The organism is Roseateles sp. P5_E4 (assembly GCF_054049255.1).
This window is the reverse complement of sequence record NZ_JBFUMS010000002.1, coordinates 821952-841038: the sequence shown is the minus strand read 5'-3', so window position 1 is coordinate 841038 and position 19087 is coordinate 821952. Positions and strand designations below refer to the sequence as shown.

General features: G+C 69.5%; 20 protein-coding genes. 15 read left to right on the top strand and 5 right to left on the bottom strand.

Annotation, left to right across the window (positions count from 1 at the left end; all coding sequences use genetic code 11):
* The first annotated feature begins 3 nt into the window (after positions 1-3).
* Positions 4-1077 (top strand): nicotinate-nucleotide--dimethylbenzimidazole phosphoribosyltransferase, encoded by a 1074-nt coding sequence (locus ACXJLH_RS06515; RefSeq protein WP_056203250.1) that lies wholly within the window; start codon positions 4-6, stop codon positions 1075-1077.
* Between the two features lie 7 nt (positions 1078-1084).
* On the opposite strand, the gene ACXJLH_RS06510 is transcribed toward ACXJLH_RS06515, so the two are convergent.
* Complete coding sequence (locus tag ACXJLH_RS06510; RefSeq protein ID WP_457443041.1) at positions 1085-1714, bottom strand: hypothetical protein; 630 nt, start codon at positions 1712-1714, stop codon at positions 1085-1087.
* Between the two features lie 53 nt (positions 1715-1767).
* On the opposite strand from ACXJLH_RS06510, the gene gspG reads away from it, so the two are divergent.
* The 11 genes from gspG to gspF all read left to right on the top strand — a co-directional run bounded on the left by gspG (position 1768) and on the right by gspF (position 12362).
* Complete coding sequence (gene gspG, locus ACXJLH_RS06505) at positions 1768-2202, top strand: type II secretion system major pseudopilin GspG (RefSeq protein ID WP_457322910.1); 435 nt, start codon at positions 1768-1770, stop codon at positions 2200-2202.
* Complete coding sequence (locus ACXJLH_RS06500) at positions 2174-2641, top strand: pilus assembly FimT family protein (RefSeq protein WP_457443038.1); 468 nt, start codon at positions 2174-2176, stop codon at positions 2639-2641. The genes gspG and ACXJLH_RS06500 overlap by 29 nt, the downstream gene beginning before the upstream one ends.
* Entirely contained in the window at positions 2638-3006 is a 369-nt protein-coding gene (gene gspI / locus ACXJLH_RS06495) for a type II secretion system minor pseudopilin GspI (RefSeq protein WP_056203235.1), read from the top strand. The genes ACXJLH_RS06500 and gspI overlap by 4 nt, the downstream gene beginning before the upstream one ends.
* The gene (locus ACXJLH_RS06490; RefSeq protein ID WP_056203230.1) at positions 3006-3629 is read left to right on the top strand and encodes a PulJ/GspJ family protein; all 624 of its coding nucleotides are present in this window, start codon (positions 3006-3008) and stop codon (positions 3627-3629) included. Before gspI ends, ACXJLH_RS06490 begins: the two co-directional genes overlap by 1 nt.
* A complete protein-coding gene (gspK, locus tag ACXJLH_RS06485) occupies positions 3626-4615 on the top strand; it encodes a type II secretion system minor pseudopilin GspK (protein WP_056203228.1) in 990 nt (329 codons plus the stop codon). Before ACXJLH_RS06490 ends, gspK begins: the two co-directional genes overlap by 4 nt.
* A 101-nt stretch (positions 4616-4716) precedes the next feature.
* Positions 4717-5964, top strand: a complete 1248-nt coding sequence (gene gspL / locus ACXJLH_RS06480) for a type II secretion system protein GspL (protein WP_056203225.1) — start codon at positions 4717-4719, stop codon at positions 5962-5964.
* Positions 5964-6488, top strand: coding sequence for a type II secretion system protein GspM (gene gspM, locus ACXJLH_RS06475; protein ID WP_056203222.1), 525 nt, complete (start codon positions 5964-5966; stop codon positions 6486-6488). The genes gspL and gspM overlap by 1 nt, the downstream gene beginning before the upstream one ends.
* Positions 6488-7372, top strand: a complete 885-nt coding sequence (gene gspN / locus ACXJLH_RS06470; protein ID WP_457443036.1) for a type II secretion system protein N — start codon at positions 6488-6490, stop codon at positions 7370-7372. Before gspM ends, gspN begins: the two co-directional genes overlap by 1 nt.
* A 2-nt stretch (positions 7373-7374) precedes the next feature.
* Complete coding sequence (gene gspD / locus ACXJLH_RS06465; RefSeq protein ID WP_457350059.1) at positions 7375-9624, top strand: type II secretion system secretin GspD; 2250 nt, start codon at positions 7375-7377, stop codon at positions 9622-9624.
* 11 nt (positions 9625-9635) lie between these two features.
* Positions 9636-11060, top strand: a complete 1425-nt coding sequence (gene gspE, locus ACXJLH_RS06460) for a type II secretion system ATPase GspE (protein ID WP_457443034.1) — start codon at positions 9636-9638, stop codon at positions 11058-11060.
* Between the two features lie 90 nt (positions 11061-11150).
* Positions 11151-12362, top strand: a complete 1212-nt coding sequence (gspF, locus tag ACXJLH_RS06455; RefSeq protein WP_457322903.1) for a type II secretion system inner membrane protein GspF — start codon at positions 11151-11153, stop codon at positions 12360-12362.
* A 163-nt stretch (positions 12363-12525) separates the two neighbouring features.
* On the opposite strand, the gene ACXJLH_RS06450 is transcribed toward gspF, so the two are convergent.
* From ACXJLH_RS06450 to ACXJLH_RS06440, 3 genes are all read right to left on the bottom strand, one after another.
* The gene (locus ACXJLH_RS06450; protein WP_457443032.1) at positions 12526-13242 is read right to left on the bottom strand and encodes an amino acid ABC transporter permease; all 717 of its coding nucleotides are present in this window, start codon (positions 13240-13242) and stop codon (positions 12526-12528) included.
* Complete coding sequence (locus tag ACXJLH_RS06445) at positions 13200-13901, bottom strand: amino acid ABC transporter permease (protein WP_457443030.1); 702 nt, start codon at positions 13899-13901, stop codon at positions 13200-13202. Before ACXJLH_RS06445 ends, ACXJLH_RS06450 begins: the two co-directional genes overlap by 43 nt.
* A gap of 73 nt (positions 13902-13974) precedes the next feature.
* On the bottom strand, positions 13975-14811 hold the full coding sequence (locus ACXJLH_RS06440; protein WP_457350067.1) for an ABC transporter substrate-binding protein: 837 nt from the start codon (positions 14809-14811) through the stop codon (positions 13975-13977).
* 204 nt (positions 14812-15015) lie between these two features.
* Here ACXJLH_RS06440 and ACXJLH_RS06435 point away from each other — a divergent pair, with 204 nt between their 5' ends.
* A complete protein-coding gene (locus tag ACXJLH_RS06435) occupies positions 15016-16404 on the top strand; it encodes a pyridoxal-phosphate dependent enzyme (RefSeq protein ID WP_056203203.1) in 1389 nt (462 codons plus the stop codon).
* On the top strand, positions 16401-17570 hold the full coding sequence (locus ACXJLH_RS06430; protein ID WP_457443028.1) for a trans-sulfuration enzyme family protein: 1170 nt from the start codon (positions 16401-16403) through the stop codon (positions 17568-17570). The genes ACXJLH_RS06435 and ACXJLH_RS06430 overlap by 4 nt, the downstream gene beginning before the upstream one ends.
* On the opposite strand, the gene ACXJLH_RS06425 is transcribed toward ACXJLH_RS06430, so the two are convergent.
* A complete protein-coding gene (locus tag ACXJLH_RS06425; RefSeq protein WP_056203198.1) occupies positions 17567-18070 on the bottom strand; it encodes a DUF3455 domain-containing protein in 504 nt (167 codons plus the stop codon). The genes ACXJLH_RS06430 and ACXJLH_RS06425 overlap by 4 nt on opposite strands.
* A 77-nt stretch (positions 18071-18147) precedes the next feature.
* On the opposite strand from ACXJLH_RS06425, the gene ACXJLH_RS06420 reads away from it, so the two are divergent.
* On the top strand, positions 18148-19044 hold the full coding sequence (locus ACXJLH_RS06420) for a 5'-nucleotidase (protein ID WP_056203196.1): 897 nt from the start codon (positions 18148-18150) through the stop codon (positions 19042-19044).
* The last annotated feature ends 43 nt before the right edge of the window (positions 19045-19087 follow it).

Sequence of the window (19087 nt, the reverse complement as noted above, 5' to 3'; positions counted from 1 at the left end):
GCCATGACCGTTGCCCAACAGTCGCTGATCTCCCCCACCGCCAATCCCGAGCTGGAAAAAGCCCTGCGTGACCGCGTCGATCGACGCTCGGCCATCGCTGGCGGCCTCGGCGAACTGGAACCACTGGCCGTCCGCCTCGGGCTCGTGCAGAACAGCCTGACGCCGCGCTTTCGCGACCCGGTGCTCGGTCTTTTCGCTTCCGATCACGGCATCGTCGTCGACGGCGTCGGCGCCCAATGGGGCCGCGCCACCAGGGACCAGGTGCAGATGGCCCTGCATGCCCAGTTGCCGGTGTCAGTCTTTGCCCGGCTGCAGGGCCTGCACCTGACCGTCGTCGACTGCGGCGTCGCCGAGAACCTGCCCCCCCACGCCCGGCTGCTGGCGCGCAAGGTCGCCCACGGCACGCGCAACGCGCGCACCGCGCATGCGATGAGCGTCGAGCAGGCCCACGCCGGCGTGCGCGTCGGCATGGAGATCGCCGACAACCTGCCCGGCAATGTGCTGGCCTGCGCCTCCATGGGCCAGGGCTCGCCCGAATGCGCCGCCCTCGTGCTGGCACGGCTGTCCGACCAACCGGTGCGCGACTTCATCGTCTCTGGCCCGACCATGCGCCAGGACGATCTCGTCCATCTGCTCGACGTGCTGCAAGGCGCCCTGGCTCGCCATCGCGACGCCAAGGACCCCATGGACATCATCGCGGCCTTCGGTGGCCACGAGATCGCCGTCATGGTTGGCGCCATGCTCGTCGCGGCCAGCAAGCGCAGCCTCATCATCGTGGACGGCATCGCCGCCTGCGCGGCCCTCAAGCTCGCGTCGCTGATCTGCGCGCCGGTGACCGACTACGCGGTGTTCTGCCGCAGCCATGTGCACCGCGGCCTGGATGAAGCGCTGGCCCTGTTCCATGCCTCCGCCTTGCTTGAGCTGGGCATGGACAGCGCCGACGGCACCGGCGCGGCCCTGGCCTGGCCGATGATCCGCGCCGCCGCCGCTCTGCTGACCGATCTGCACGAGGTCGCCGAAGCCCGCGTCGCGGCCCGCCCCGACCCCAGCGCCCACGTCCCGACGCTGGGCGCCTAACGCCAGGTCAGCGCTGCTGCTCCTCGCGCGTCGGCGGCGAGGCTTGGTTTGCCGGCGCCGCGCCATAGGTGGCCGGCACGGGCGGCGGCACATTGGCGCGCCGCGGCAGGCCCTGTGAGTTGGACGCGGCATTGGGATTGCCATTCGGATTGCCGCCCAGCACCACCGGAGATGGCGCAGCCGGCGGCAGCGCGCCCGTCGCTGCAGCGGCCGGCGGGCTGATCTGCAAGACCTGGCTGGGCGCCTGGCCGATGCGGCCAAGGCTGGCGCTGCGAACATCCACGCGCAGCAGGCGCAACTCGCCGTCGACCACTGCGCCGACGCGCACCGTGCGCGCCACGCCGTCCACCTCGATCAGCGCGACGCCCTCGCCGGCCTCGGCCGCCTTCGCGTTCTTGGGCGCAACGACACCGAGCAGGCGCAACCGCGTCGATACCGCGACCTCGGGCTCGGGCACGGCCTCGGGCGCCGTCACGCCGAGCAGCCGGCTCAGGTCGACCGCGCCGCCGCGCCCCTCACCGGCCGGCAGCACCGAAGCCGGCATGGGCAGCGGCCGTGCGAGCAGTTGCAGGCTCCAGTAAGCCACCGAGCCGCCGAGCAGCAGCCACACCGTAAACGCCATCGTTCGAGCAAGCATGGCCCATTATGATGGCCCGCTCACCGCAGCTCAGCGCTTCCACGCCCCCAGACATGCGTCGCTCCTCCCTCACCGGCTCCGTTGCCCGCGGCTTCACGCTGATCGAACTGTTGGTCGTGCTCGTCATCATCGGCGTGCTCGCGGCCCTCGTCGTGCCCAACGTGCTGGACCGCGCCGAAGACGCCCGCGTCACCGCCGCCCGCACCGACGTCAACAACCTGATGCAGGCGCTCAAGATCTACAAGCTGGACAACCAGCGCTATCCGAGCTCGGAGCAGGGCCTGGACGCCCTCGTGCACAAGCCCACGGCCGGCAACCCGCCGCCGAACTGGAAGCCCTATCTCGACAAGCTGCCCAACGACCCCTGGGGCCACCCCTACCAGTACGCCAATCCCGGCGTGAAGGGCGAGGTTGATATCTACAGCTTTGGCGCCGACGGCCGCGCCGGCGGCGAGGGCCGTGACGCGGACATCGGTTCCTGGCAGTAAGCCCAGGGGCTTCACGCTCATCGAGCTGCTGGTCGTCGTCGCACTGATCGCGATCACCAGCGCCACGATCACGCTGGCCCTGCGCGACCCCGCCGAGTTGCAGCTGCAGCGCGAAGCCCAGCGCCTGGCCGCGCTGCTTGAGACGGCGCGTGCCGAGAGCCGCGCGTCGGGCCTGGACGTGCGCTGGATCCCCAAGGGCATCAAGACCGGTGACGACTTCCGCTTCGAAGGCCTGCCCCGCACCATCCAGCTGCCGACGCGCTGGCTCGGCGAGCCGGTGGCCGTGMTGATCGAGAACGCGACCGCCACCAACCCTGGCCTGAGGCTCGGCCCCGAACCCGTGATCCCCGCCCAGCGCCTGCGCCTGCAGCTCGGCAGCCAGCAACTCGTGCTGGCCACCGACGGCCTGGCCGCCTTCGACATCGTCACGCCGCAATGAATCCCGTGCATGACCAGCGCGGCTTCACGTTGATCGAGGTCCTCGTCGCCCTGGTCATCGTCGCCATTGCGCTGGGCGCCGGCATCAAGGCTGCCGGGGCGCTGACCAACAACGCCGAGCGCCTGGCCCAGGTCAGCGCGGGCCAATGGTGTGCCGAGAACCTGTTGACCGAATTGCGCTTGACGCAGCAGTTTCCCGACATCGGCGAATCGCCCTTCAGCTGCGAGCAGCTCGGCCGCAGCTATGGCGGCAAGCTCAGGGTCAGCCCGACGCCCAACCCACTGTTCCGCCGCGTCGACGCCGACGTCACCGACGACCAGGGCCGCCCCGTGCTCAGCCTGAGCACCATCATGGGCAAGTTCTGATGAAGGTGCGCGGCTTCACCCTCGTCGAGGTGCTCGTCGCCCTGGTCGTCATGGCGACGATGGCGGCCATGGCTTGGCGCGGCATCGACGCCCTCGTGAGAAGCCGCGAGATCGCCCAGGCCCACCTGGCCCAGACCGCCCGGCTGCAGACCGTGCTGGCGCAGTGGGAGGTCGACCTGCACGCCTTGCAGGACAGCCACAGCACCGTGCAACCCATCGCTTTCGACGGCGGCAACCTCGTGCTGACCCGCCAGGCGCCGACCGGTTTGCAGGTCGTCGTCTGGACCCTGCGCGAAGGCAGCCTATGGCGATGGGAAAGCCCGGCGCAGCGTACCGTGCAGGACCTCGAAGACCAGCGCCAGCGCGGCCTGCAGCAACTGGACCAGCGCAACCCGGCGCTGCGCGCATTCGACGGCGTGGCCGGCTGGCAGTTCTATTGCTACTGGGGCAATGCCTGGAGCAACTGCCAGTCCACCGGCGGCAACGGCAACGACAACGCCGGCCCCGTCAACCCCAAGACGCCGACCCAGCCGCCCGCCGGCCTGCGCGTGGCCATGCAGTTCGCCGAGGGCAGCGGCCTGACTGGCACGCTGACGCGCGAGCTGGAGGTGACCGTTCGATGAAGACTCGTCAGAGCGGCGCCGCCTTGCTGACGGCCATGATCATCGTCACGCTGATTGCCAGCCTCGCCGCCGGCATGGTCTGGCAGCAGTATCGCGCCGTGCAGATCGAAGCCGCCGACCGCGCCCGCGCGCAGAGCGCCTGGATCCTGCAGGGCGCGCTGGACTGGGCCCGTCTGATCCTGAAAGAGGACGCCCGAGGCAACAGCCAGCAGCGGAAGAAGATCGACCACCTCGGCGAGCCCTGGGCCGTGCCGCTGGCCGAGGCGCGGCTGTCCACCTTCCTGGCTGCCGACCGAACGGCGGCCAGCGACGACGACGGCCCCGAGGCCTTCCTGTCCGGCACCATCGAGGACGCGCAGAGCCGCTACAACCTGCGCGCACTGCTCGGCGGTGCAAAGGTGCCGGAGTTGGAGCAGCGCGTGCTGGAGCGGCTGTGCAGCCAGGTCAACGCGGCGCCCGGCGCGGCTGCCGTCATCGTCACCGGCCTGCGGAGCGCTTTCCCGGCGCCGGCCAGCGCCGCCAGCGGGCCCGGCGCGCCTGCGAGCGATGCGGCCATCAGCGAGTCCGGCCCCCTGCAGCCGGCCGGCCTGGACCAGCTCGCCTGGCTGGGCCTGGACGCCGACACCCTCAAGCGCCTGCAGCCCTATGTGGTGCTGCTGCCCAAGCCCACGCCGGTCAACTTGAACACCGCGCCGCGCGAAGTCATCGCAGCGCTGTTCGAGGGCGTCGACCTCGCCTCGGCCGAGCGCCTGGTGCAGGGCCGCAAGGCCCAGCCGCTACAGAACGTCGACGACGCCAAGAATTTCCTGCCCGCCGCTGTCGACCTCAGCGGCAACCGGGCGTCGGTGGATTCGTCCTACTTCATCGTCACCGGCCGGCTGCGCCTTGACGAGCGTCAGCTCGAACAGCGCTCGCTGATCTTTCGCAACAACCTGAGCATGGACGTCCTCGCCCGCGAGCGCATCAACCAGCTGCTGGATCAGTGATTCCTTGAACTCGAACCCGGCTACAGACTTTCACCGGCGGCTTGGCGCCCGGGCCGGGAAGGCAGCCGCCCCTCCTAGAATGCGCCGCCCCTGATCTCCCAATGAGCACCCTGCTGCTGTTCCTGCCCCCACGGACGCGCCTGCGCGCCCTGGGCAAAGCCGCGTCCGCCGCGGCCGAGCTGCCGCGCGCCAACGCGGTGCGCGAGTACGACTACGCACTGACGCCGGATGGCCGCCAGATCACCGCCGAGGGCCGTGCCGCGCCGGGTGGCCTGCCGGCGGCGGACAGCGTCATCGCCGTCGTCAACGAGTCCGATGTGGCCTGGCGCCGCGTCGAACTGCCGCGCGCCGGCCGCCAGATGCGCGCTGCCCTCGCCGGCAAGCTTGAGGAGGCCCTGCTCGACGAGCCCGACACCCTGCACTTTGCGGTCGAGCCCGACGCCCTGGGCGGCGACACGGCCTGGATCGCCGTCACGTCGCGCCCCTGGCTGGCCGAGCATCTGGCCCAGCTCGAAGCGGCCCATATCTTCATCGATCGCGTCGCACCGCTGTCCTGGCCCGACGAATTGCCGCGCGGCCATTTCTTTGAAGCCAATGGCGCCGGCGTCGCGCTGCGCTGGAGCCATGTCGACGGCGTCGCCACCCTGCCGCTGGAAGGCGGCCTGGCGCGCCAGCTCTTCCCGCCTGGCCTCGTGCATGCCGCACAGTGGACGGCCACGCCAGCTGTAGCGACAGTGGCCGAGCGCTGGCTGGGCACGACGGTCACCGTGCAGACGCCGACGCAGCGGGGGCTGGCCGTCGTCGACAACGCCTGGGATTTCCGCCAGTTCGACCTTGCGCCCCGCGCTCGTGGCGTGCGCGCCCTGCGCCTTCTCAGCCGCGGGCTGATGCGCAAGCCCTGGCAGCCCGTGCGCTACGGCCTGGCCGGCCTGGCCATCGTGCAGCTGCTGGGCCTCAACCTGTGGGCCTGGCACCAGCATCGCGAGGTGGCGGCGCGACGCGAGGCGGTCACGACGACGCTGACCGGCGCCTTCCCGCAGGTGCGTGCCATCCTCGACGCGCCGGTGCAGATGCAAAAGCAGCTCGACCTGCTGCGCGCCAGCGCCGGCAGCGTCGGCGAGCAGGACCTCGAAGCCCTGCTCGCGGCCGCTGCCATGGCCTGGCCGGCCGACCGCCCGCCAACTGATGCGCTGGCCTTCGAGCCCGGCCGCCTCACGGTGTCGGCACAGGGCTGGGCCCAGCCCCAGATCGACAATTTCCGCAACCAGCTGCGCAGCGAAGGCTGGCAGCTGGACGCCAGCGAGGGCAAGCTGACCATCAGCCGCACCAACGCGCAAGGACGCCCCTGATGGCCCGCTTCAATTCCAGCGCCGGCGACGGCCTCTCCGCCCAACTCGGCCAGGCCAAGGCCCAGGCGCTCGCGCACTGGCAAGCCCTGGGCGAACGCGAACGCTTAGCCGTGGGTGCCATCGGCCTGCTGCTCGGCCTGCTGCTGGCCTGGAGCGTGCTGCTCGCGCCGGCCCTGCGAACGCTGAAGACAGCGCCCACCGAACTGGACCGGCTGGAGCTGCAACTGCAGCAGATGCAGGCCCAGGCGCAGGAGGCCCAGGCGCTGCGCGCGGCGCCGCCGGTGCCGCCCGACCAGGCCCAGGCCGCATTGAAGGCCTCCGTCGAACACCTGGGCGCCGCAGCCCGCCTGAACCTGACGGGCGACCGCGCCGTCGTCACGCTCACCGGCGTCGCACCCGAGCTGCTGCAGGGCTGGCTGGGCGAGGTGCGCTCGGCAGCGCGGGCCCGGCCCGTCGAAGCTCAGTTGACGCGCGGCCCCAAGGGCTATGCCGGCACGCTGGTGCTGAGCCTGGGAGGCGCCTGATGGCCTTGTTCAAGAAGCGCAGCGGCCACACGACGCAGCAAATGTCGGACTCGGTGCTGGGCAGCGGCAGCTATGGCGGCCGTGCGGTGCGCCACCGCACGCCCCGGCGCTGGGCCGTGGGCGGCGCCCTGATCGGCATCCTCGCCGCGCTCATCGTCTTTGCGCCGGCGAGCTGGCTGGCACGCGCGCTGGCCTCGGCCACCAACGACCACCTGCTCATCGTCGACACGCGCGGCAGCGTCTGGAATGGCTCGGGCGTGCTGGTGCTGACCGGCGGCATCGGCAGCCGTGATGCCTCGGCCCTGCCCGGCCGGCTGTACTGGCGCATGGCCGTCAAAGGCCTGGGCCTGCAGCTCGCAGCACGCCAGGACTGCTGCATCAACGGCGACCTGCTGCTGGGCGTCAAGCCGGGCCTGGGCCGCATGGAGATCAGCGTCGACAACCAGGCCGACTGGCTGGCCCGCCTGCCCGCCGGCCTGCTGGCGGGCCTGGGCACGCCGTGGAACACGCTGCAGCTGGGTGGCTCGCTGCGCCTGTCAGCCCGCGAGCTGAGGCTCGAATCGGTGCAGGGCCGCTGGCGCCAGTTCGGCGAGCTGCAGCTGGACCTGCTCAACCTGTCCTCGCGCGTGTCCACGGTTGCGCCACTGGGCAGCTACCGTTTCACCGTGACGGCCGACACCGCCAATCCCGGCGTCAGCACGCTGCGACTGTCCACGCTGGAGGGCGCGCTGCAGCTTTCGGGCGTCGGCACACTGAACAGCGGTGGCAAGAGCCGCTTCACTGGTGAGGCCGGCGCCGCGCCGGGCCGCGAGGAAGCGCTGAACAATCTGCTGAACATCATCGGGCGCCGCCAAGGGGCCCGCTCCGTCCTGACGATCGGATGATCATGAATTTCCAACGCACCGCCGTCGCTTCGGCTACCGCGCTCTCCGTGCTGCTGACGTCCGCAGGCAGCGCGTTCGCCCAGCCCGACAGCGCCACTGTGCAGCGCGGCCGGCCAGGCTCGGGCAAAGGCCCCGCCGTGCGCGCCAGCTCGCCGGTCACACTGAACTTCGTCAACGCCGACATCGAGGCCGTCACCCGCGCCATCGGCGTCATGCTGGACCGCCAGATCATCATCGACCCGCGCGTCAAGGGCACGATCACGGTCTACAGCGAGCAGCCGGTGTCGGTGCGCGAGGCTTACCTCAACTACCTCGCAGCGCTGCGCGGCCTGGGCTTCACGGTCGTCGAGACGGCCGGCCTCTTGAAGGTGCTGCCCGAGCCCGACGCCAAGCTGCAGGCCGGCTCGGTGGCCGTCGAGACCAGCGCCGTGCGTGGCGACCAGATCCTGACTCAGATCTTCCGCATCCAGCACGAAAACGCGAACAACCTCGTCGCCGTGCTGCGCCCGCTGATCAGCCCCAACAACACCATCAATGCCAACCCGGGCAATAACAGCCTGATCATCACCGACTACGCGGACAACCTGCAGCGCATCGCCAAGATCATCGCGGCGATGGACACGCCGGGTACCAGCGACATCGAGATCGTGCCGCTGAAGAACGCCGTCGCCGCCGACCTGGCACCGCTGGTGCAGCGCCTGGCCGATGGCGGTGCGGCCGTCGGCGGGGCCGTGCCCGGCCAGAGCAGCAGCGCCGTCAACGTGCTCGTCGACCCGCGCTCCAACGGCCTCATCCTGCGCGCCAGCAACCCGGCCCGCCTGGCCGCGGTACGTTCGATGGTCGACAAGCTCGACCAGCCCAGCGGCGATGGCGGCGGCAACAATATCCGCGTCGTCTACCTGAAGAACGCCGACGCCACCAAGCTGGCCACCGTGCTGCGTGCGGCCTTCGGCGCCGCCTCGTCGGGCAGCAGCAGTGGCGGCAGTTCCTCGGGCACGTCCAGCCTCAGCGGCAGCGGCTCGCTGACTGGCGCCTCGCCCTCGCTGACCGGCGGCAACGCCGCCAACAGCAACACCGGCGGCATGAGCTCGACCGCCGCGACGACGCCGCTGACGCAGTCAGCCGGCCCGTCCACCGGCGGCTTCGTGCAGGCCGACCCGTCGACCAACTCACTGATCATCACGGCTGCCGAGCCGCTGTACCGGCAGGTGCGCGCCGTCATCGAGCAGCTCGATTCGCGCCGCGCCCAGATCTACGTCGAGTCGCTGATCGTCAAGATCGACAACACCAAGGCGGCCCAGTTCGGCGTGCAGTGGCAGAACCTGTTCGGCAACAAGGGCGACAGCACCATCACCGGCGCCGGCACCAATTTCGGCTCGGGCCTGGCCAACATCATCAACGGCACGGTGGCCGTCGCCGGTGGCCGCTCCACCGTGGGTCCGGCGCTGAGTTCAGGCTCGGCGCCCACCGGCCTGAACATCGGCGTTCTGAAAAAGGTCGGCGACTTCTACACCCTCGGCGCCGTGGCCAATTTCTTCGAAAGCCAGAGCGGCGCCAACGTGCTGTCCACGCCCAACCTCGTGGCGCTGGACAACGAGGAAGCGCGCATCGTCATCGGCCAGAACGTGCCCTTCGTGACGGGCTCCTACGCCAGCGGCACGACGACCGGTGGCACCGTCAACCCGTTCACGACCGTGGACCGCAAGGACGTGGGCCTGACGCTGAAGATCAAGAGCCAGATCGGCGAAGGCGGCACCGTGCGCATGGTGGTCTACCAGGAGAATTCCTCCGTGGTGCCCGGCTCCAACAGCACCACCGGCCCGACGCTGGACAAGAGCGCCATCGAGACCAGCGTCGTCGTCGATGACGGCGACATCATCGTGCTCGGCGGCCTGCTGAAGGATGAGTACACCGACGGCGACGACGGCGTGCCCGGGCTGTCCAAGATCCCACTGATCGGCAACCTCTTCAGCAGCAAGAGCCGCAAGCGCGTGAAGACCAACCTGATGGTCTTCCTGCGCCCCGTCGTCATGCGCAACGCCGACAGCGCCAACCAGCTGACGCTGGACCGCTACGAAAGCATCCGCGGCGTGCAGCAGCTCAGCCAGCCGCAGAAGAGCCTCGTGCTGCCGGACACCGGCGCGCCGGTGCTGCCCGAGCCCAAGACTTCGCCGCCGAACAAGGCGCTGCCGCAACCGTCGCTGCAGCCACCGCCACAGCAGCAGCAATCGCCGCAGCAATCGCCACAGTAAGCGATCGATCCATGGCCGCCACCCGCCACCCCCTGCCCTACGCCTTCGCCAAGGCCAACACCGTGCTGCTGGAGGACGACGGCAGCACGCTGACGCTGTGGGCGCCGCCCGAGGTCGGCTGGGCCACGCTGTCCGAGGTGCAGCGCCAGTACGCGGTGGACCGGCTCGAATCCGAAGCCGTCACGTCGCTGGCCGAGCGCATCAACGCCGCCTATGCCGGCAGTGAATCGAGCGCAGCCGTCGTCGTCGGCGAGGTCGAGAGCGCGGTGGACCTGTCGCGCATGATGCAGGACCTGCCGGCCGTGGAAGACCTGCTCGAAGCGGCCAACGACGCGCCCATCATCCGCATGCTGAACGCCCTGCTGACCCAGGCGGCCAAGGACGGCGCGAGCGACATCCACATCGAACCCTATGAGCGCGCTTCGTCGGTGCGCTTCCGCGTCGACGGCACGCTGCGCGAAGTGGTGCAGCCCAACCGTGGCCTGCACGCCGCGCTGATCTCGCGGCTGAAGATCATGGCCGAGCTCGACATCGCCGAGAAGCGCCTGCCGCAGGACGGCCGCATCTCGCTGCGCATCGGCGGGCGGGCCATCGACGTGCGCGTGTCCACCCTGCCCTCGGCGCACGGCGAACGCGCGGTGCTGCGCCTGCTGGACAAGAGCGAATCCAAGTTCACGCTCGAGGGCCTGGGCATGGACGGCAACGTGCTGACCGCCTTCAAGAAGCTGGTGCAACAGCCCCACGGCATCGTCCTGGTCACCGGCCCGACCGGCTCGGGCAAGACGACCTCGCTGTACGCCTCGCTGCAGACCGTCGACACCAGCACGACCAATGTGCTGACCGTCGAGGACCCGATCGAGTACGAGCTGCCCGGCATCGGCCAGACCCAGGTCAACAGCAAGATCGACCTGACCTTCGCCAAGGCCCTGCGCGCCATCCTGCGCCAGGACCCGGACGTCATCATGATCGGCGAAATCCGCGATTACGAGACCGCGCAGATTGCCATCCAGGCCTCGCTGACCGGCCACTTGGTGCTGGCCACGCTGCACACGAACGACGCGCCCAGCGCCGTCACACGCCTGACCGACATGGGTGTCGAGCCCTTCCTGCTGAGCAGCTCGCTGCTCGGCGTGCTGGCCCAGCGCCTGGTGCGGCGGCTGTGCCCCGTCTGCAAACGCCAGGACGACCATGACCGCTGGCACCCCGTCGGTTGCGATGCCTGCGGCCACACGGGCTACAAGGGCCGCACAGGCGTGTATGAGCTGATGGTGGCCGACGAAGCCGTGCGCAGCCTCATCCACAACCGAGCGCCGGAGAGCCAGCTGCAGGCCGCCGCCGAGGCCAACGGCCTGCGCTCCATGCGCGAGGACGGCGAGCGCTTGATCAACGCCGGCATCACCTCTTTGGAAGAAGTGCTTCGGGTCACTCGCGAATGATCAAGCAGCCCCCACGCTCGCTTCGCTCTCTGCCCCCCGAGGGGGCGTCAGCGCCCTGGGGGCGACCCGGCGGGCGCTGCTGACCACACCATGCCCGCCTACAAATACGAAGCCCTCACCGACGCCGGCCGCCAGAGCAGCGGCCTGATCGAGGCCGACAACCCGCGTGCGGCGCGTGCCATGGTGCGTGCGCAAGGCCTGACGCCACTGTCGATCGAGATGGTGCAGCAGCACGGCACCCAGGAAGGCAGCCGCTTCACCCGCCGCGTCTTCAGCACGACGGCGCTGGCCGTCTGGACGCGCCAGCTCGCCGGCCTGGTCGGCTCCAGCCTGCCCATCGAGCGTGCGCTGACAGCCCTGGCTGACGAGAGCGAGGACACCAAGCAGCGCGAGCTGATCTCGCAATTGAAGGCCGAGGTCAATGCCGGCTCGACTTTCGCGCGGGCGCTGGGCCTGGCGCCGCGCGAGTTCGACGAGGTCTATCGCGGCGTCGTGGCTGCCGGCGAACAGAGCGGCGCGCTGGGCCAGGTGCTGGAGAAGCTCGCCGACGACCTCGAGGAGCGCCAGGACCTGAAGGCCAAGCTCATCGGCGCCATGGCCTACCCGGCTATCGTCTCCTTCATCTCGGTGCTGATCGTCATCTTCCTCGTCACCTACGTGGTGCCGCAGATCGCGACCGTGTTCACCAGCTCCAAGCGCGCCCTGCCCGCGTTGACGGTCGCGATGCTCGCCGTCAGCGACTTCGTGCGCAGCTGGGGCTGGGCCATGCTCGCCGTCCTCGTCGCCGGCGGCGTGGCGCTGCGCTTCGCGTTGAAGGCGCCGGCCTTCCGGCTGCGCTTCGACGCGGGCATCCTCGGCCTGCCCCTGGTCGGGCGACTGGCGCGCGGCTACAACGCCGCCCGCTTTGCCGGCACGCTGGCCATGCTGGCCGGTGCCGGCGTGCCCATCCTGAAGGCGCTGCAGGCGGCGGCCGAGACCCTGTCCAACCGCGCCATGCAGGCCGATGCGCTGGACGCCCTGGTGCAGGTTCGCGAAGGCGCGCCGCTCGGCTCGGCCCTGGCCGGCAAGAAGCGCTTCCCTGGCATCCTGGCGATGTTCGCCCGCCTGGGCGAGCAGACCGGCCAACTGCCCGAGATGCTGGGCCGCGCGGCGCGCCAGTTGGGCGTCGAGGTGCAGCGCCGCTCGATGGCCGCGGCGACGCTGCTCGAACCGCTGCTCATCGTGGCGATGGGCGCGGTGGTGCTGCTGATCGTGCTGGCGGTACTGCTGCCTATCATCCAGCTGAACACCTGGGTGAAATAGACCACCCCCTACCGCAGCGAAGCTGCGGCCCCCTCAAGGGGGCTGAGCCCGGACACAAACAGTCCTGAGGACTGTTTATGCCTGGCGAAGGACAAGGCCTCTGGGCTTGGCAACCGCTGGTGGACCGGCAAAGCCGGATCCACGGCGGTCGCGCGGTCATGCACTACGGCGCGACGAGGCGCCGTTCGGCCATCCTGGCCACGCGCGTCAGCCCGAAGCACATGACGAAGTAGCAACCCGCCAGCGTCAGGTAGATCTCCACCGGCTTGACCAGCACCTGGGCGTTGATCTGGTTGGCGATGAAGGACAGCTCGGAGAGGCCGATGATGGTGCCCAGCGACGTCTCCTTGATGGTTGCGACGAACTGGTTGATCAGCGAGGGCAGCATGTGGCGCAAGGCCTGGGGCAGCAGCACCGAATGCAGCGCCTGGCCGCGCGTCATGCCCAGCGACATTGACGCCTGCAGCTGGCCCCTCGGCAGGGCCTGCAGGCCGGCGTGGACGATTTCTGCAAGATAGGCGGCGTCGAAGACGATCAGCGCGACCAGCATGGTGCTGAACTGGTCGGTCTTGTGGCCGGTCACCGTGGGCAGGAAGAAATAGGCCCAGAACACCACCATCAGCAGCGGCGTGCCGCGCACCACCCAGACCCAGCCGGTCACCGGCAGGCGCAGCCAGCGGCTGGGGCTGAAGCGGGCCAGGCCCAGCAGCACGCCCAGCGGCAGCGCCAGCACCAGGCCCAGCGTGGCCAGGATCACCGTCAACGCCAGGCCACCGAGTGGCCCGTGCGGATACTGCCCGACGAGGAAATAGAGCCAGTAGGTTTCGACGAGTTCGCTCAACGTTTGGCCCCCTGCGGCGACACGACATGCTGGGCCCATTGCGCCAGGCCGGTCAGCACCAGCGACACCGACAGATAGGCCACCGTGACGAGGGCAAAGGTCTCGAAGCCGCGAAAGCTCGCCGACTCGACGCGCTGGGCCTGCGTCATCAGCTCGGCCGCGCCGATGACGGTGGCAATGCTGGTGTTCTTCCAGAGGTTGAGCGTCTGTGACAGCAGCGGTGGCAGCGTGATGCGCAGGGCCTGCGGCAGCACGACCAGGCGCATGCCGGCGAGGAAGCTGAAGCCCAGGGCCATGGCCGCATCCAGCTGGGCGCCGGGCACGGCACGCACCCCGGAGCGGATGTCCTCGCTCATGTAGGCGGCCGTGTACAGCGTCAGCGCGGCCCAGGCGCTGAGGATCTCGATATTGCCGGCGTAGACCTTTTCCTTGATGCCGGCGGGCAGCAGCTCCGGCGCGCCAAAGTACCAGAACAGCATGTGTACCAGCAGCGGCACGCAGCGCACGGCCTCGACATAGCCTTCTCCGATGACGCGCAACGCGCGCCACGGTGACAGGCGCAGCAACGCGATGAAGACAGCCAAAGGCAGCGCGGTCAGCAGCGTCAGGCCGGTCAGCAGCAGCGACAGGCGCAGGCCTTGCAGCAGCCAGGTGAGGTAGTCGCCCTGCAGCAGCGGGGCAAAGGAAAGGACGGGCATCGGGGGGCTCACCAGAAACGAGGCAGCCGCCGGCCCTCGTGAGGCGGCGGCTGCAATCAGACAGACGGACGAATCAGCTTTCGACCTTGTCGCTGTCGATCTTGAAGGTGCGCTTGGGGAACTTCAGACGCGTGTCCGGGCCATACCACTTGACGAACAGCTTGTCGGCTTCGCCACCCTTCTCCAGGCCGCTCAGCGCCGCATCGACCTCGGCCTTCAGGCGCTTCTCGCCCTTGCGAATGCCGATGGCCAGGGGCTCGACGCTGATGTTCTGTTCCAGGATGCGGTACTGCGCCGACGCCGCGCCGAGCTTGGCGTGCTGATCCAGCAGCGAGACCTCATCGTTGACAAAGGCCACGCCCTTGCCCTGCTGCAGCGCCTGGAAGGCCTGCGGGCCGGTGTCGAAGGTGACGACGTCGACCTGAGGTACGGCCTTGCGAATATTGGGCTCCTGCGTGCCGCCCTTGATGGTGACGACCTTCTTGCCGGCGAGCGCGGCTACGTTCTGGATACCGCTGTCGGCCTTGACCAGCACCTTCTGGCCGGTGACGAAGGTCGTCAACGAGAAGTCGATGACAGCCTCGCGTTCCTTGTTGTGGGTCAGCGATGCGGCCAGCAGGTCCACGTGGCCTTGCTGCAGCTCGGGGATGCGCGCAGCGACGGCGAGCTGCTTGATCTGCAGCTTCACGCCCAGCCGGGTGGCGATGGCGCGGGCCAGATCGACCTCGTAGCCAATGATTTCGCGCGTCTTGGGGTCGATGAAGCTGTTGGGCTCGTCGGTGCCGAGCACGCCGACCACGAGCTCGCCCTTCTTCTTGATGTCGTCGAGCTGGTCGGCGTGGGCGACCTGCACTGCAAAGAGGCCGGCAGCGACCAAGGCCTGGGTGATTACGCGGCGGGAGAGAGTCATCTGGATTCCTGGAGAACAAGTGGTCGCATGCTAGGAATCACATAAGCCGCCGTGAACGATGCTTTTCGCATTTGCTTGTGCGGCGGGGCGCGGTCGAAAACCGCGCAAGCTCATGCGAAAAACGGGATTGCGCGCGAAGCCTCCCTTCGTATCCTGCGAGGTCTAGCCCAAATTGGCCGCGCCCGACCCGCGGCCCGACTCGTCATGAACGCTCGACTCCCGCTCGAGGCCCGGCCCGCCGTGCTGGACCTCATCGGCAACACGCCGCTGTTGCCGGTGCTGCGCCTGGACACCGGCCCCTGCCAGCTCTTCCTCAAGCTCGAATCCCAGAACCCCGGCGGCTCCATCAAGGACCGCATCGGCCTGGCCATGATCGAGACGGCCGAGCGCGAGGGCTTGCTCAAACCCGGTGGCACGGTGGTGGAAGCCACCGCCGGCAATACCGGCCTGGGCCTGGCCCTGGTGGCGCGTGCCAAGGGCTACCAGGTGGCGCTGGTGGTGCCCGACAAGATGTCCGCCGAGAAAGTGCTGCAACTCAAGGCTCTCGGTGCCCGCGTGCACCTGACACGCTCCGACGTCGGCAAGGGCCACCCGGCCTACTACCAGGACGTGGCCGCCCGCCTGGTGCGCGAAATCCCCGGCGCCTGGTATGCCGACCAGTTCAACAACCCCGCCAACCCGCTGGCCCACGAGACGACGACGGCGCCCGAGATCTGGCAGCAGATGGGCCACGACGTCGACGCCATCGTCTGCGGCGTCGGCTCGGGCGGCACCATCACCGGCCTCGGTCGTTTCTTCCAGCGCGTGCGCCCCGGCATCGAGATGGTGCTGGCCGATCCGGTCGGCTCCATCCTGAAGGACTACATCGACACCGGCAAATTCGGTGACGCCGGCTCGTGGGCGGTGGAAGGCATCGGCGAGGACTTCATCCCGCCCATCGCCGACCTCAGGCCGGTACGCACGGCCTACAGCATCAGCGACACCGACAGCTTCGCCACCGCGCGCGAGCTCTACCGCGCCGAGGGCATCCTGGCCGGCTCGTCAACCGGCACGCTGCTGGCGGCGGCGCTGCGCTACTGCCGCGAGCAGACTACGCCGAAGCGCGTCGTCACCTTCGTCTGCGACACCGGCACGCGCTACCTGTCCAAGGTCTACAACGACCATTGGATGTTCGACCAGGGCCTGCTGACGCGCCCGCGCCTGGGCGACCTGCGCGACCTGATCTCGCGCCCGGTGACCAGCGGCGGCGTCGTGTCGGTCGGGCCGGACGACACGCTGCAGACCGCCTTCTCGCGCATGCGCCAGGCCGATGTGTCGCAATTGCCGGTGCTCGACGGCGACCGCCTCGTCGGGCTGCTGGACGAGTCCGACCTGCTGGCCCGGCTACATGCCGACCCGGCCGCGTTTGGCGCCCTGGTGCAGAGCGCGATGAATACCGACGTCATCACGCTGGCGCCCAGCGCGTCGCTCACCGAACTGAACGAGCAGTTGCGCCGCGGCCTCGTGGCCGTCATTGCGGACGACGCCGGCTTCCACGGCCTCGTCACCCGCTTCGACCTCATCAACCATCTGCGCAAGGAGATCGCGCGATGAGCGATCAACTCGACTTCAACACCCGCGTCATCCATGCCGGCCAGACGCCCGACGCCGTCACCGGCGCCGTCATGCCGCCCATCTCGGTCAGCTCCACCTACCGCCAGCACGGCCCGGGCGAGCACACCGGCTACGAGTACGGCCGCACCCACAACCCGACCCGCCAGGCCTGGGAGCGCGCCGTCGCCGACCTCGAAGGCGGCGCCCAGGCCTATGCCTTCGCTTCCGGCCTGGCCGCGATGGCGACGGTGCTGGACACCCTGCCGGCCGGCTCGCACATCGTTGCGGGCGATGACCTCTACGGTGGCAGCTACCGCCTCTTCGAGCGCGTGCGCAAGCACAGCGCCGGCCTGCGCGTGAGCTATGTGGACAGCCGCGACACCGAGGCCGTGCGCGCCGCGCTGCAGCCCGACACGAAGCTGATCTGGATCGAGACGCCCAGCAACCCGCTGCTGCGCCTGAGCGACCTGGCAGCCATAGCCCGCGTCGCCCGCGAGCACGGCGCGCTGGCCGTGGCGGACAACACTTTCGCCAGCCCCTGGGCCCAGCGCCCGCTGGAACTGGGCTTCGACCTCGTCGTGCACTCGGCGACCAAATACCTCAACGGCCACAGCGACGTCATCGGCGGCATTGCGGTCGTGGGTGGAGAGCCGCGCCAGGCCGAGCTGCGCGAGAAGCTCGAGTTTCTGCACAACGCCGTCGGCTCGGTGGCCGGGCCCTTCGACAGCTTCCTCGCGCTGCGTGGCCTCAAGACGCTGGCATTGCGCATGGAGAGGCACAACGCCAGCGCCGCCGAATTGGCGACCTGGCTGGCCGCGCAGCCCCAGGTCGAGCGTGTGCTCTACCCCGGCCTGGAAAGCCACCCGCAGCACGCCCTGGCCAAGCGCCAGATGCGCGGCGGCGGCGGCATGATCAGCGTCGCGCTGAAGGCCGACCTGGCCGGTGCGCGCCGCTTTCTGCAGCGCGTAGAGCTGTTCACGCTGGCCGAGAGCCTGGGTGGCGTCGAGAGCCTGATCTCGCTGCCCGCCTTGATGACCCACGCCTCCATTCCGCCCGAGACGCGGGCGCGGCTGGGCATCACGGACTCGCTGGTGCGCCTGTCCGTAGGCATCGAGGCCACGGACGACCTGCGGCGCGACCTCGCCACCGCGCTGGCCGTGATCTAGCGGTAGAAGTAGTAGGTCGCCGTGTAGGTGACGCGCACGACCTGGCCGGCCGCCGTGCAGGCCTCGGCGGGCGCGACGCCACCGACCGTCGTGACGCGCTGGATGCTCTTCGTCGTGCTGAAGACGCCGCTGCCGCCATTGCTCTTGGCCGCGAGCAGCAGCCAGGGGATGGCCTTCGCGTCCGGGCCCGGGTCGCGGGCCTTGACCTCGCCGACGACCGTGCTGCCATCCAGCCCCTCCCAGGTCGGACCGGCGTAATGCTTGCCCAGCGGCCGCCCCGCGCGGTCGGCCAGCGTGGCCTCGGGCGCCTTGAAGACCCAGGCGGTGCCGCTGCCATCGGCCTTGGCCTGGCATTCGTAGATCTGCCAGCCCTGGGCCAACGCCTCGAGCTGCAGCACCTGCCCGGCAGGGGGCTGCAACGCGGCAGGCACTTGAGGCGGCACCGGCTTGCTGGCGCAGGCGGCGAGGATGGGCAGCATGGCAAGGGCAGCAGCGCGCATGGGCAAGTCTTTCGAGTTGAAAACGCGGCGAGTCTAGGAAGGCGTGGCCCGGGCGTCGAGCCCTATCATCGACCGCCATGCCAGCCACGCTCTCCGGTCAACTCGTCGTCGCCATCTCGTCACGCGCCCTCTTCGACTTCGAGGCCGAGAACGAGGTCTTCGAGGCCGGCGACGACCATGCCTACATGGCCCTGCAGCAGCAGCGCCTGGACGAACCGGCTCCGCCCGGCGTGGCCTTCTCGCTGGTGGAGAAACTGCTGGCCTTCAACGCCGGTGGCGCACCCCAGGTGGAGGTCGTCGTGCTGTCGCGCAACGACCCGATCTCGGGCATGCGCGTGTTCCGCTCGGCCAAGCACTACGGCCTGCCCATCGAGCGCGGCGTGTTCACGCGTGGCGCCTCGCCCTGGCGCTACCTGAAGCCGCTGTCGGCCCAGCTCTTTTTGTCCACCAACGAGGCCGATGTGCGCCAGGCCCTCGGCGCCGGCGTGGCCGCAGCGCGCGTGATGCCGCTGGCGGCGCGGGCCTCGGCAGCGCATCCCAAGGAATTGCGCATTGCCTTCGACGGCGACGCGGTGCTGTTCTCCGACGAAGCGGAGCAGGTGTTCCAGCGCGACGGCCTGGCGGCCTTTCGCGAGCATGAACTGCAGCGCGCCCACCTGCCGCTACAGGCCGGGCCCTTCAAGCCGATGCTGGAGGCGCTGCACCGGCTGCAGCATTCACACGCCAACGGCATGAAGGTACGCACGGCCCTCGTCACTGCGCGCAGCGCACCGGCTCACGAGCGCGCCATCCGCACGCTGATGGACTGGCAGATCGAGGTCGACGAGGCCATGTTTCTCGGCGGCCTGGCCAAGGGGGAATTCCTGCGCGAGTTCGAGCCCGACTTCTTCTTCGACGATCAGGTCGGCCATGTCACGAGTGCGGCCGCCCACGTGCCCGCGGGTCACGTGACCGCCGGCATCGCCGCAGGCTGACCTCCTCCCCCTAGCTTGTGCATGCCGGCGTGACCGGGTCGCG